General features: G+C 40.8%; 8 protein-coding genes. 3 read left to right on the forward strand and 5 right to left on the reverse strand.

What is annotated here, in order from left to right; genetic code table 11:
* Positions 1-178 precede the first annotated feature (178 nt).
* Positions 179-928 (forward strand): SIMPL domain-containing protein, encoded by a 750-nt coding sequence (locus tag O9295_RS09850; protein ID WP_061430372.1) that lies wholly within the window; start codon positions 179-181, stop codon positions 926-928.
* A 219-nt stretch (positions 929-1147) separates the two neighbouring features.
* Positions 1148-1612 (forward strand): helix-turn-helix domain-containing protein, encoded by a 465-nt coding sequence (locus O9295_RS09855; protein ID WP_002799684.1) that lies wholly within the window; start codon positions 1148-1150, stop codon positions 1610-1612.
* A gap of 455 nt (positions 1613-2067) precedes the next feature.
* Here the strand turns inward: O9295_RS09855 and O9295_RS09860 are convergent, their stop codons facing one another.
* The 5 genes from O9295_RS09860 to O9295_RS09880 form a co-directional block, all read right to left on the reverse strand.
* Positions 2068-3729, reverse strand: a complete 1662-nt coding sequence (locus O9295_RS09860) for a GUN4 domain-containing protein (RefSeq protein ID WP_061430373.1) — start codon at positions 3727-3729, stop codon at positions 2068-2070.
* 111 nt (positions 3730-3840) lie between these two features.
* On the reverse strand, positions 3841-4272 hold the full coding sequence (locus O9295_RS09865) for a hypothetical protein (protein ID WP_288032837.1): 432 nt from the start codon (positions 4270-4272) through the stop codon (positions 3841-3843).
* A gap of 51 nt (positions 4273-4323) precedes the next feature.
* Positions 4324-6336, reverse strand: coding sequence for a phospholipase effector Tle1 domain-containing protein (locus O9295_RS09870; protein ID WP_288032838.1), 2013 nt, complete (start codon positions 6334-6336; stop codon positions 4324-4326).
* A 424-nt stretch (positions 6337-6760) separates the two neighbouring features.
* Positions 6761-7930 (reverse strand): DUF6014 family protein, encoded by a 1170-nt coding sequence (locus O9295_RS09875; protein WP_288032839.1) that lies wholly within the window; start codon positions 7928-7930, stop codon positions 6761-6763.
* 61 nt (positions 7931-7991) lie between these two features.
* Positions 7992-10061, reverse strand: coding sequence for an ABC transporter ATP-binding protein/permease (locus O9295_RS09880; protein WP_288032840.1), 2070 nt, complete (start codon positions 10059-10061; stop codon positions 7992-7994).
* Between the two features lie 576 nt (positions 10062-10637).
* On the opposite strand from O9295_RS09880, the gene O9295_RS09885 reads away from it, so the two are divergent.
* Positions 10638-13934, forward strand: coding sequence for a non-ribosomal peptide synthetase (locus tag O9295_RS09885; protein ID WP_288032841.1), 3297 nt, complete (start codon positions 10638-10640; stop codon positions 13932-13934).
* Positions 13935-13938 lie beyond the last annotated feature (4 nt).

The following is a 13938-nucleotide window of genomic DNA, read 5'->3' on the forward strand; positions in this document are numbered from 1 at the left end:
GCCTATAGCTTCTTGTACTTGTTGCGCGCGACTTTTTACCCGGCCAAGCTTTTCTGGTCGGAACCCCCTAAGCCGAGTTTTCAAGGTGCTGCGCCGTCCACTTGGTTTTCGAGACTGGCCTTTTAATTCTAACGTAAAGCCGCCGTTCTACGGCGGGGTTTCAGACCCAAAATTTCCGATGAAAGACAGTTCTATATTCCGACGTTTCCCGCAGCTATTCGCGGGTTTGTCAGTGCTATCGATCGCTCTCGTCTTGAGTTCCTGGATAGCGGCGCGCTCCCTCTTAGCGGTGAAACGGGCCAGCGATGTTTTTGTCGTGACTGGTTCGGCAAAAAGGCCGATTACATCCGATTATATTCTCTGGCGTTTATCGGTTTCCAGTCAACAACCCACCGCCCGCGAAGCCTACCGCGATCTGATCCGGCAAACCGAGCGGATACGAGCTTATCTCAAAGAAAAACAAGTTCCCGACGACGCAATCACCACCAACGCGATCGAGACGATGGCGATTCCCGAAGTAACAGCTAACGGCCAGGAAACTGGGCAAATTCTTGCCTATCGCCTCAGCCAACGCTTCGAGATCCGAGCGGGGGATGTGGCCCGTTACACGGAACTTTCTAGGCAGGTAACGGAATTGATCGAGGAGGGAATTAGCCTCGTCTCTGAACCCCCCCAATACCTTTACACCCAACTCGATAAGCTGCGGGTGGAAATGGTGGCTGCGGCGACCAAGGATGCGAGAGCGAGGGCTGAGGCGATCGCCAGTAGTACCGGCAGTCGGGTGGGAAGGGTGCGCGATGCGAAAACGGGAGTTTTTCAGATCACCTCGCGCAATTCCACTGACGTGAGCGATTCGGGAATTTACGACACCTCCTCGATCGACAAAGATATTACCGCGGTCGTTTCGGTGACGTTCGGGATCGAGTGAATTACAAGACAATCCTTAGTGCTGTCCAGACAGGGGAGCCTCTGTGCTAGAGCTAGACTTGACGATGAGAGCGATATGAACTAAGCTAATCGGCTTCGCTGAGATTAGCGTTTCCAAAACTAATCTCGCAGATTTTGCGCTTTTGACGCTTGCTTTGGCAGACTTACCGTTTGAGCCTAAATCCTGTTATAATAGGGTAAATAAAAACAATGAGATAAAATGCCCAAGAAAGCTTACTTAGCCGAACATCTAAGTTCAGAGGAACTGAAAGATAGATACAGAAGAAGTCAAGACTCAGTAGAAACAAGAAGATGGCACTTATTGTGGAAAATATCGTTAGGATGGACAATCAAAAATGCTGCAGTAGCTGTAGGATTAGATTATCAATATAGTTTTAGAATTCTCAAAAGATATAATGAATTAGGGGAAGAAGGAGTTAAAAATCTCAAGAAAAAAAGTGGGGAACATCGGAGAGGAAAAGAACCTTTATTGAAGGAAGAACAATTGCAAAAATTAAAAGAAGAACTGAAAAAACGTCCTGCCGATGGAGGAATCTGGACAGGTCCGAAGGTGGCTAGATGGATAGAAAAGGAAACGGGACGAGAAAAAGTTTGGAATCAAAGGGGATGGGATTACTTAAAAAAAGTGCAGATATTCTTGTCAAAAACCGAGACCAAAACATAAAAGGGAGACCCAGTTAAACCAGAAAAATTTAAGCAGAATTTACCAGTAAAAGTCCAATAATTAAGAGATAAATTTACCAATTCTCAGATAGAAGTCAAAAACTTTAAGTTGCCGAGGGAATCATGCTCGATTTTCTACTTTGCTTATTCGCCAAAATTACAGCCAGCCGAGAGATTGTGGTCTCTAGTAGATGAACCCCTGGTTAATGAGCATTTTGAAACGATTGAAGCAATGGAAGAAACAATGACTAATGAAATTAAAAACTTGACTAACTATCATTGGCTAACTTAGGATTGATTGTTATCTGCTTTTTAAAACAGGATTTAGGATGATAAGCTGTACTGCATTTAAACTGCGTATGTATTGGGAATTTTAGTATAAATGCTCAAACTGCCTCTCCCTGATCCCTGTTAATTAACGAGTAATTTAGATAGTCAACAGCTTAGATAATCGCTTTAAAAGTCAGACAGAGGAATAATTCCACAGGCTTGAATTTTGCTTAAAACGAGGTGAAGTTGCCACAATAACCAATTGCCAACTCTCCAGAAAGCCAGGGAATTTTGATTGTCAGAAGCTTCCGCAGATGGGTAACAAAGATTTTCTTCAAAAATCAACCAATGAACGGGTAAATGACCGAGGGGAGAATTCGGCTCTAATTCAAAGTTTAGTTGCTCATAATTGAGCCATTGACCTTCCTTCCGCCAACCTAGGCGATCGCCAAGTTTCTTTTGGGTTTCATAATCCACTAAACCACCGAGACTAGAGAAAATGGCTTGCTGAATACTAAAACCGAAATGACCATTACTATAATGAAGCCAAAGTTGATCAATTTTTTTCAGATCCGAACAAGGTAATTGAGCAATATCTTGAGGATAAACCTCATTCCAGTAGGTCTTACGCAAGATTTTCAATAGTAGCTTGGTTGTTTGGCGATCGGCCGCTTGCCACTGTTGCTTTCTTAGCAAATCTTGTAATTGATTATAATCAATATCAGCCGATTCTTGAGTTAAGATATTTGGGGAAGTCTGGGGATTTTTAGAAGTAGAAGATTTGTGAATATTGTTTTGAGTGAATTGAGAGACAACTATTGCTAGGGGAGTTTTGGGGATAGTGTCTTTTTGACAAGCCTCTTGTTCTGCTAAATGATGAGATAATTTATTGATGGTTTTTTCTAGGGAAATAAATTGTTCTGACCATTCACTTTCATTGAATAAGTAATCATTAAATTGATCAGAGGAAAAAGCCTCTTTTAACCTTGCTTCTTTCTCGTAACCAGTCGCCAGAAAATTTAGCAAAAACTCAGAATTTATGGCTGAATCTGACGTTTCTAAGAGAGCAGGCTGAGGTGGAAAAATATTATCTACCAAATACTTAATTTCTCCAACTGTTGCATAAAATTCTTCATCCACCTTAATCACTTCTTCTATTAATAATTGAAAAGGCGCAAAATAGTCCTGTAAGTAGTTTTCAAAATTAATCGCATTTTGGGCAAGATCCGCAATTTCTTGGCGAACTCGTTGAGATTTGAGTTGATAATGATTTAATTCCTCATAAATTTTGAGTTCTTGAATAATTGCTTGCACAATTTTTTTCTGCTTTTGAGTATCCTCGGCTAATTTCTGAACTCCTTCCCCTAGTAATTTAGTTTTTCTCAACATCAAAAAAGATGTTTTTCCCAGTAGCAAAATTGCCCGAAAATTTTCCTGTTTTTCCAGCTTGAGTTGATTGAGAATATTTTGATTATTATTATTTTTAATTTCTAACTTTATTCTCTCGTAGTCTAAGATTTTCAATTCTTGATATTTTTGGGAAAATAAAATTTTGAGATTGTCACTGAGTTGGAGTAAAAAACGATAATATCCGTCTTGATAGATTTCTAGTCCATTAATTAATAAATTATAGTCTTTAATTAATAACTGAGTCTCGATCAAGATTTCTTGTTGAGTAATTTTTTCTTTTCGTTTAATAATCTTACCAAAATAGTAATGGTAGCGAACTCCTTCTTGAATTAATTTCCGACGTTCCTTGATGATTTTCTGAAAATTTTTTAAGTATCTATTTTTAAAAACAGGAAGTTGATAGCTTTGCTCATAAATGGCAATTTTTTTATAGGTCATCAGATGTTGAGAGTTCCTATTTAGCATAGCTATCTTAGACCAAAAAATTCCTCAATACTTAGCAATAATCATCCGCTGCCCCCAGCTATTGCAAGAGGGAGCAATACCTAATTAAACATTTTCAACTTCAACAACAACCGGTTCATTTTCAATAACTGGTTCATTTTCAATAACAACTGTTTGAGGACTTTCAGGAGTTGGCTCAGTTACCGTTTCTTGCTGCTTTACTGTCTGTTCTTGATGGTCAGTCAAGTGTTTTTTGGTTTTTAATTTCAGGTCATCAGTCAGAGGTAAAGCATCAATTTCAGCCAAAAGTGTTTCTAGGGATTCTTTTTTACTTCGCTCAGTGTAAAAAGCATTCAGAACCGCTTCAATTCCGTACTGAGCAATCGCATCTCCTAGCACAGTAACCAACCCCATCGCTCCAATACCCAGAAAAACTACAAAGGGTTGTCCGAGGGTCAGAATTAGCACGATGACAGCAATAATAGCCGAAGCTAAATAAGTACCTGCCACTTTTTTGATAATGTTATCGAGTTCCATAAAAATCACCTCAAATTTCTAGCGAAGGATTAGTTTAATTCTAAAGCAAGGTTAATCTGTCTGTTGATCGTCGTCAAGTAAAGCTTGAAGAAAAGGTTCAAGACTTTTGGGACGATAATCGGAAAAAGCCTTTAATCGTTTTACCACACTGTGATGAACAGTGACAACTTTTGTATTGAAATATCGCCATTGCTCACCTCCCAAGGCCGACAATCCTTTAACAGTATTATCGAACTTGATGGTCGGGTCTAGTTTAATTTGGAATTCCTCAGATTCAGAGGTGGTTGAGTCAAACTCTAATCCCAATTTTTTGGCTTGATTAATCATCCATTGTAACGGGTAATCGGAAAGTCCTTGATATTCTTTTTTGCCACCACCTAGACAGGTATGTTCACCCACAAATAAAACTTCTTTGACAACTTGTTCGGGATTTTCTGGATTGGCTTTGATCGGAGTGGAAGGGAAGTTTTTACGTTTTTCATCAATGGCAACAGCATGAAAAGCATTCTGGATAATCGGACTTAATTTTGTATTACTAAATTCATATTTTTTATGATAAAACTTAGCCAGGGGAAACCAAGGAGTTAAATCAGGAATACCAAAATTGCCAACTGTATCCCAACAACCTAACATCTTGACTGGAATACGATCTTGAAAATCTTCCTTTTCTGTCTCAATTTTTTTAGCATTAGCGGCACGGAATTGTTGAGCTTTGGCACTATCAGAACTAACGGTGTGGTCTCGATAGAGTTGATAAGCCAGGGGAATTTCTTTAATCTTAGAGCGTTTTAGGATTCCACATTTATCGATAAAACTAGCCAAACAACGAACGATATATGCGCCTCGACTAAAACCTAACAAATAAATTTCATCCTCGGTTGTGGGATTGTAGTTAAGGACAAGAAAACGATAGGCATCTTGAATCATTCGATCAAGGCCCCAGCCAAAAGTTTCATTGCCTAAACTTTTAATAAATTCGTTATCTTCGGGGGTGCCAGAACCTGACAAAAAGACGATTTGGGGGGTTTGATCCTCGGCAATATACTTAATAGATTCGGCGAATTTAACCACATTAGTGGGGTAAGCACTGGTAGAGTCTTCCCAAGAACCATCACAACAAATAATTAACCGTTTTTTCTGGTTTGAATAAGTGAGGATATCTGGTTGAGAAATTGCTGTTTCACTAATCTCCTCAATTTCATTGCTGGCAAGAGCAGCTTCTGCAGCAATTATAATTGATTCTGAATTATCTTCCCGGGAAAGTTCTTGATTTTCGGATGGAGCATCCTGTTCAATCACTTCTTCTTCTTCAAGGGAGTTAAAAATTTCGTTGACCATTGTTATCCTTTTCGCACTCCTTCTAGCTTTACTGCTAGTCTGAGTTTTTGATTTAGGGATCGAGGTCGGTTTGGAGGGAAGACTATCTAGTTGCCAGGTTGTCCCATAAAGAATACCATGATTGCTATAACTTGTTTGATCCTCGGCACTGCCATTGAGTGATAAATAAGTAACTAAGCCAAGGTCATCAACTAAGGGAGATTGATACATCGCTTTTTGGATTTCTTCTTGGCTACGCGCTTGATTCCAAACAGAAAGTTCTGCAAGACAACCTTGCCAATAATGAGAGAGATTAACAGAGGCTCCCAAGATGATTTTTTCAATCCCCGTTAAGGCACGGTTATGACCGTTGCCACGATGCCAAATGATACCATTGCGATAGATCAACATTCGGCCTGTGGTCGCATTTTTGACAAAGGCCCAATGAGTCCAATCGCTATAATCCTTAAGCTTGACTTTTTTTTCAATTCGATCGAAACCTTCTTCATTTCCCGCATCCCAAAAAATCGCAGGTTTCACGGGATCGCCCCAAGGCAGGGTAATATGTAGAACCCGGTTATTTTCCCGATTAACAGCTTCTAAAAGAGTCGTTTCTGTAGCTAAATTATTTTCCCCTTTTGCCCAAAATGTAATGGTAATACTCTGATCGATGTCAAGAAATCCGTGGGATAGATCAATATGATCATCGATGCCATTAAATTTTAGTACAGAGCGTTGTTCAGCCATTGGTTTTGTCATCGACCGGGGGAGAAAGGGGTAATCAGGGGTTCAGGGACTCTGACTAATAAGAGATTGATTTATCTGTCATGATTTCCCAGAATGCTACCGCCTAGCTTAACACATTTTAGTTATCTAGCGATATATATATAAATAAATGTGTAAGTAGATGGGCGTAAAAAACTCTAAGATCCCCCCGTCGGCACCCCCCTTATTAAGGGGGGCAGGGGGGATCGAGTGCAAAACCTATCTTCTATTTAATTGCAAACAGCTACTTAGGAGTCAACGACTAATATTCCAGAGCCGGCACTTGCTGTGGCGAGAAACTCAGAGGAGTTGACCCCAATCCCTATCGCCATCAATAGGCTTTGGTGGAATGCTCATGGCTGATTGACATCCCTCCCCGGGCCGGTTATCAGCAAACCCTAGGTACTTATTGTAACTCTGACCAAATTCCGCGGCAGCGCTCTACAATTAGTCCCTGAAAAATTAATTGGGTTGCGGGATGAATCTCTACTTTATACAGAGCAAAAAGACCTGTTGGACTATTTAGATTTAACTCCCTTCGCGTTAGAGATAAGGCTTTTGTTCGGTGCATTTCCACCGCTTTTAGTAAGCCTGGATAACTGACATTACGCAGGGCCAATTGACCATTTTTTCTGAGATAAATAGCATCATTTTGCAAGAGATATTCCAAACTGATCAAACTAGCGTGGACATCCACATCTTTTTCTAAACCCCCTAAACGGTGAGCATCTAAACCAAAGCGAATGCAGAAATTAACAGCGACTAATTTTCCCGCTTCTTCGGCAGGTAAAGCACAGTCGGCAAATTCAAAGCCTAAACTATCTGAGCGCCACTCCTCGACTCCGGCATAGGTATAGTTTTGAAACAGTTTATTTTTGAGTTTTAAGTCAAATCCTAACCCACTAGCATGACCCGCTTCATGGAATTGGGTATCGAGATGACGATAGCGTTCACCATTAATTTGATCCTCCAGGGGTCCTAATAGCAAATCGGCCGTTTCTGGCTCAAAAATTTTTCGGATACATTCGTAGCTAGAACCAGAAAAGCGTCGTTTTTGCTCACTGGCATTATTTAAAGCTGGCCCCTGAACACTATTGGGAAAAGTCCACCTATGGGGAACGATAAAAGCCTCCCCCTTTTCACCTTTAACCGTGCCGCAACTAGCAATTTCAGTAAAGGATAAATTTCTAGGAATCGGTTGTCTTAGACTGCCAAATTTTTCACGAGTCAAGCTTTCTAGTTGTTCGATAGAAGGTTGACTATTTTGGTGAATTTTTCCGTAAATCGCACTCAACGTGAGTTGTCGTTCTCCCTGACGATTGATGCGATAGGGAGCAATCATCAGAAAATAACCATTTTTACCGATAAAATTCAGATTAATGAAATCTTCTGATAAAATGCTCCAGTCGTTGGTTTCTAAAGCCGCTGCTGTTTTCCAGAGCCACTGAGCCGGAACTTCACAGCTATCTGCTTCCTGTTGACGCAGTTTTTTCGCCGCGATTGCAATTTTATTTTGCTCGATATCTTGGACGATTTCTTGGAACAACTGTTGTTGATTAACCAGGGTTTGATTCATTTTTTGGGTAGCTAAGTTGGTGTAATAGTTTAACGTTGTTTTTTGACCCGTCTCTCATCGGCTAAACTCTTAGCCATTTTAAGATTTTAGGGTCTTTGTCATAGCGATAGGTCAGTCCATCTTTCCCCGTAATTGATTTTCCCTGACTGGCTTTGCTTCTGATGCTACTAAGGGAATAGTCGCTTAATTCCTTCATTTGTGCATGGGAAAGTCCCTCTTCGACTTCTGTTAAGATTGTTGTCGTTGGCGATTCGGGGGGGGGTTCCCCGGCAGAATTGATTTTAGGATTGACCTCGGTTTCCTGATTCGGTAAATCTTCGAGCCTATCTTGAGAATTATCGACAGAAATATTAATAATTTCTTTCACTTTTTGTCGGCGATATTCCTCCACTGTAAGCAGTTGCCAATGGGAATTACTAGAGAGTTCTAAAACCCATTGATGATAGTTAAAGAGACTTTCCCGATGTCCAACACTAATAAAAGTTGTGTGAGTTTTCTGCAATTGCCGATATAAATTTTCCTCATTGTTTAAGTCCAAAGCACTTGTGGCTTCATCGAGGATAGTAAAACTGGGACGGGTAATCAATACCCTAGCAAAAGCCAAACGTTGTTGTTCTCCCAGGGACAAAATGTTTTCCCAAGGCTCTTCTGTATCAAAGCTATTGACTCGATTTAGTAAATTTTGGAGATTGACTTCTTGCAAAACTTCCCTCAATCTTATCTCATTGGTTTCTTGATTACGATTGGGATAGAGTAACTGTTCTCGCAAGGTTCCTAAAATTATATAGGGACGTTGGGGCAGAAACAATACTTCTTCTAGGGGGGGACGCACTAATCGGCCTGTGCCTGCATTCCATAAACCGGCGATAGCGCGTAGCAAAGAACTTTTACCCCGACCACTCGGACCGACAATTAATAAACCTTGTCCTGGCTGAACAGAAAGGGAGAGGTTTTCGACAATTACCTGTTCATAATCGGGGGTTTGCAAGGTGACATCTTCAAAGGAAAATTGGTTTTCTTCGATGGTTTTAATCGTGCTTAAATTTTCCGGTTGTTTAATGACTTCTTCTAAGGCTTGGGAAAATTGCGATAGACGTTCAACATAACTGCTAAATTGTGCCGAAGTGCCAAATTCACTAATTAATTCCGCCAGTGCCGTAGCAAACAAATTAGCCGCTAAACAGGCTTGCCCGACCTGTCCGAAACTAATGCCCTCACTATTGATATACAAAGGACCCAAAATGACAAAAGTAAATACTTGAATTGCCGCCTGATAGCCCCGACTAAAAATTTCTGTGCCTCTCTCCCAATCAATTTTACGTTTAGCGCTGTCTAAGAGTTTATTAAATCGCCGCTGAATAATATTTAATTCCTGATTTTCTCCCTCAAAGAAAGCGATTGACTCCGCATGATTACGAATGTGGGTTAGAGCATAATTGTAGTTAGCCTTAAGTTCTAATTCTTCTTGAGTAATTTTATTTAGAGCTTGGTTAAAATAGATAGCAATGACGTTACCGAGAATTGTCCAAACGACTAAGATAATGGCTACAGAGGAAGAAATTGACCAGAGAATCACTAAAAAAGTGATCATATCTAGGACATTTTCCAGGGCAACTGCAAAAAAGGAGAGAGCTTTACTGGTAATCGGCTCAATTTCCTGGGATAAACGCTGATCTGGGTTGTCGATATCGGATTTAAAATTAATTCTGTAATAGGCGCGATTATGCAAATATTTGTTGAGAATCCAGTCATTGAGCCAAGCATACCAATCTAGGGCGATTCTTTTTCTGAGAAATTTAAGCAAGCCAACTAAAAGGGTGACAAAGAGCAGTCCAACCGCGAAAACTACCAAAGTTCTGACAAATTTATCAAAATCATTTTTTTCAAGAATGACATCAACTAAGTAATTACTAACAAAGCTATTGAAGGCATTTAATCCCACAACTCCTAGGATTGCCCCGATTAGTAGGATGAGCATTGCCCAAGCTTTCATCACATCAGAAAAAGCCCTTCCCCCCGATTCAGTAGGATACCAATAGGGAGCAGCGATCAGCTTGACACTGTGCCAAAATTTGCTGACATCGGAGATAATATTAGTCGTCGATCGATCTTGAGGGACTTTGGCGGACATATAGCATTTATATTTGAGTTGTGGACATTTTGCTGGAATGATTTTAGATTTTGGCTGGATTGGCGGAGTAGAAGGCAATTGGCGAAAATATAAAGCTCCCCGACAATTTTAAGGTTATTGTGCTTGAGTTGTGGTGACATGATCCCGTCGCTTTATCTGTCAGCATAGAGTGATCGCTTTCTCAGCCCCCTGCTACTGCTTTTTTAACCCTCGTTATCTTACTACAAGTAACCATTGTTTTGATAGCTAAAGCTAGTGAGCGCTTCTCAGACTACCACATATTATCGAATTTTGTTGACCATGACAAATTTTCTTTTCTATGATAGGATTTCAGGATACAGGGTTCAAAGTAATGAGGTGCGCCGATTTTCTTCCCCGTTTCCTGTTCCCTCAAAGCGATAACAGACCTTGCGACATGATGGTGAAAAATGTTCAATATATATTACATTTTGTCCTCGGCTTCCTTGCGCCCCTACAGTGGGGCAAATTCGGTTTCTGTAGCGGCATAAAGCATACGCCTTCCCCTAGATAACCTTTTTTGATCATCACAAATGCGGGCGAGTCATGAGTAGAAATATGAAAACAATTTACCCACTTTCACCGGGACAAGAAGCAATGTGGTTAATCTGCCAAATTGCTCCGGAGAGCGTTGCTTATAATATATTTATTACTGCAAAAATTCATGCTTATTTAGAGATTGCTGTTGTCAATCGTGTCTGGCAAAAAATTATTGAAAAGCACCCAATTCTGAGAACCACCTATACCAGTTATGAAGGCAAACCGGTACAGCAGGTTAACCAGCAAGAGAATTTTAAGGTTGAGGTAATAGATGCCAGCGACTGGAGCGAAGACCAATTAGTAGAAAAAATCTATGCTATTGCTGACCGCCCTTTTAACTTAGAAAAAGATTCAGTTTTGCGGGTGAATTTATTTACTCGTTCAGCAGCAGAACACATTCTCTTGCTGACAATGCACCACATTGCTGGTGATATGTGGTCTTATAATTTACTGCTGAGTGAATTTCAAGCTTTATATCCCGAGGAAGTGGAGCAAGTTAGTCAACAGCAGACAGAAACAGCCCCAGATTCTTGGAATGAAAATAAAACTTATGCAAATTTTGTCCAATGGCAAGCAGCAATGCTATCGGGTAATAGGGGAGAAAAACTGTGGCAATATTGGCAACAACAATTAGCTGGCGAATTGCCAATTTTGCATCTGCTTCCCGACAAACCTCGCCCTCCAGTAAAGACTTATCAAGGAGCCTCATACATTGCCAAGCTAGATGAACAGTTAACTGAAAAACTCAGGTATCTAGCTTCAGCATCGAACACCAGTCTTTATCAGATTCTGCTCACAGCATTTTACGTCCAACTTTACCGCTACACTAATCAAACAGATATTCTTATAGGTAGTCCGATGAGAGGTCGGACGGCTAAAGAATTTAAAGAGATTGTTGGCTACTTTTCCAACCTGACCGTTTTAAGAATTTCTGTTCAGGAGAATGCCACATTTACAGAACTTCTGGCTCAAGTTGGCAAAATAGTTAGACAAGCCCAAAAGCATCAAGATTACCCATTTTCTTGGTTAGCAGATAAACTTCAGCCACAACGAGATACTAGCCGTTCGCCTTTATGTCAAGTCAGTTTTGCTTGGCAAGCACTAACTTGGTGTGAAGCAAAAAATAATTCCTTGCATTTGCAAAAATCCCTGTTGCGAATGGAGCCATACTTGAAAGGACAACGAGGCGGACACTTGGATTTGAGTTTAATGGTAAGGGAAGCGAAAGGGGAGATTGAGCCGTGTTGGCAATATAACACCGACTTATTTGATGCCGCTACCATTGAGCGTATGGTCAAGCATTTTGTCAGACTGCTCAACTCTATTGTGCTGAACCCACAGCAGCCCATTTTCCAGTTACCAATGCTCACAGAAGTTGAGCAGCAGCAGTTACTTTTTGAGTGGAATAATACTCAGGCTGACTATCCATTAGATAAGTGTATTCATCAATTGTTTGAGGAACAGGTGGAACGAACTCCTGATCATATAGCGGTCGTGTTTGAAGACCAGCAGTTAAATTATCGGGAGTTGAATGCCAGAGCGAACCAGTTAGCTCATTACCTGCAAAATTTGGGGGTGGGACCAGATGTGTTGGTGGGAATTTGTGTCGAGCGTTCCCTAGAAATGATGGTAGGACTGCTAGGTATTTTGAAAGCAGGTGGAGGTTATTTACCAATTGACCCTGAGTATCCAACTGAGCGTTTACTGTATATACTCCAAGATGCTCAAGTTAGAGTTCTATTAACCCAAAAACATTTAATCGCAGGACTTCCAAAACACCAATCAGAACTCGTTTGTTTAGATACTGACTGGTCGTTTATCACTCAAGCACAGGAATCAAATCCCGGCTGTGAAGTTCAAGCGGAAAACTTAGCTTATGCAATCTACACTTCAGGTTCAACAGGAGAGCCAAAGGGAGTGATGATTCAGCATTCCTCCGTTGTCAATCTTGCTCACGGACTGCATCAAGCTATTTATGCTCACCATCAGATTTCCCCATTGCGAGTCAGCATCAATGGTTCTTTAGCTTTTGACACTTCCGTGAAACAGATTATCCAACTGATATATGGTCATAGCCTGAACATTGTGCCAGAAAAGGTGCGATTTGATGGCCATGCCATGTTATCCTACCTGCGGCAGCAAAAAATAGATGTATTGGATTGCACACCATCGCAACTGAGGCTACTGATTTCAGTAGGATTGCTGGACAGTGACAATCATCCTCAATCTGTTTTGGTGGGAGGAGAAGCCATTGATGAATCTATGTGGGCAACTTTGGCAAAGGCTCAAAACATTAATTTCTATAACGTTTATGGACCGACAGAATGCACTGTGGATACCACAATCTGTTTGATCACAGCTAACCTCAAACCAGTGATTGGTCGTCCTATTGCTAACGTACAAACCTATATTTTAGACGAATATTTACAACCTGTTCCTGTTGGTGTGCCTGGGGAATTACACATAGGCGGTGCGGGATTAGCGAGAGGCTATCTCAATTGTCCAGAGTTAACCAATGAGAAATTTATCTCTCATCCCTTCCATCAGACAACAGAAAGCAGATTATATAAAACAGGAGATTTAGCTCGTTATTTACCGGATGGCAATATCGAATACTTAGGACGTATTGATAACCAGGTAAAAATTAGAGGATTCCGCATTGAATTAGGAGAAATTGAAGCGGTTCTGAGTCAGCATAATTATGTAGAAACAACTTGTGTCACCGCTCGTGAAGATAGTCCAGGAATAAAACGCCTAGTTGCTTACATCGTGCCGCCCAAAAATGTCACCCCAAGCACAAATGAACTGCGGCAATTTCTCAAAGCTAGGCTCCCAGATTACATGATTCCTAGTGCTTTTGTTACCTTAGAAACCTTACCTTTAACCCCCAATGGCAAATTAGACCATCGTGCTTTACCTGAACCCAACTTGCGTGGGGAGATAGAATTGAATTTTGTTGCTCCTCGTAGCCTAGAAGAAGAAATATTAGCTAAAATCTGGTCACAAGTTTTGCGAGTAGAGCCAGTAGGTATCTATGATAACTTCTTTGAACTGGGGGGCGATTCCATCCTGACTATTCAAATCATTACTAGAGCGAGAAAAGCAGGATTAGAGTTAACCCCCAAACAATTATTTACCCATCAAAGTATCGCCGAATTAGCCACAGTAGCAACAAGAGTCACCGAGTCACAAACAGAACCAGAAATAGTGAATCCTCCGCCGCCTGAAGCGGATACTGGAGATTACACCGCCCAAGATTTCCCCTTATTAGAAATCGACCAAATAGAACTAGAACAAATATTAGCTCAACTGTAACGAT

This window comes from Microcystis sp. LE18-22.4A, assembly GCF_027531105.1.
Taxonomy (GTDB): Bacteria; Cyanobacteriota; Cyanobacteriia; order Cyanobacteriales; family Microcystaceae; genus Microcystis; species Microcystis aeruginosa.

Coding starts and splice junctions, on each gene's coding strand:
- O9295_RS09850 (WP_061430372.1), top strand. CDS start 179: ATGAAAGACAGTTCTATATTCCGACGTTTCCCGCAGCTATTCGCGGGT.
- O9295_RS09855 (WP_002799684.1), top strand. CDS start 1,148: ATGCCCAAGAAAGCTTACTTAGCCGAACATCTAAGTTCAGAGGAACTG.
- O9295_RS09860 (WP_061430373.1), bottom strand. CDS start 3,729: ATGACCTATAAAAAAATTGCCATTTATGAGCAAAGCTATCAACTTCCT.
- O9295_RS09865 (WP_288032837.1), bottom strand. CDS start 4,272: ATGGAACTCGATAACATTATCAAAAAAGTGGCAGGTACTTATTTAGCT.
- O9295_RS09870 (WP_288032838.1), bottom strand. CDS start 6,336: ATGGCTGAACAACGCTCTGTACTAAAATTTAATGGCATCGATGATCAT.
- O9295_RS09875 (WP_288032839.1), bottom strand. CDS start 7,930: ATGAATCAAACCCTGGTTAATCAACAACAGTTGTTCCAAGAAATCGTC.
- O9295_RS09880 (WP_288032840.1), bottom strand. CDS start 10,061: ATGTCCGCCAAAGTCCCTCAAGATCGATCGACGACTAATATTATCTCC.
- O9295_RS09885 (WP_288032841.1), top strand. CDS start 10,638: ATGAAAACAATTTACCCACTTTCACCGGGACAAGAAGCAATGTGGTTA.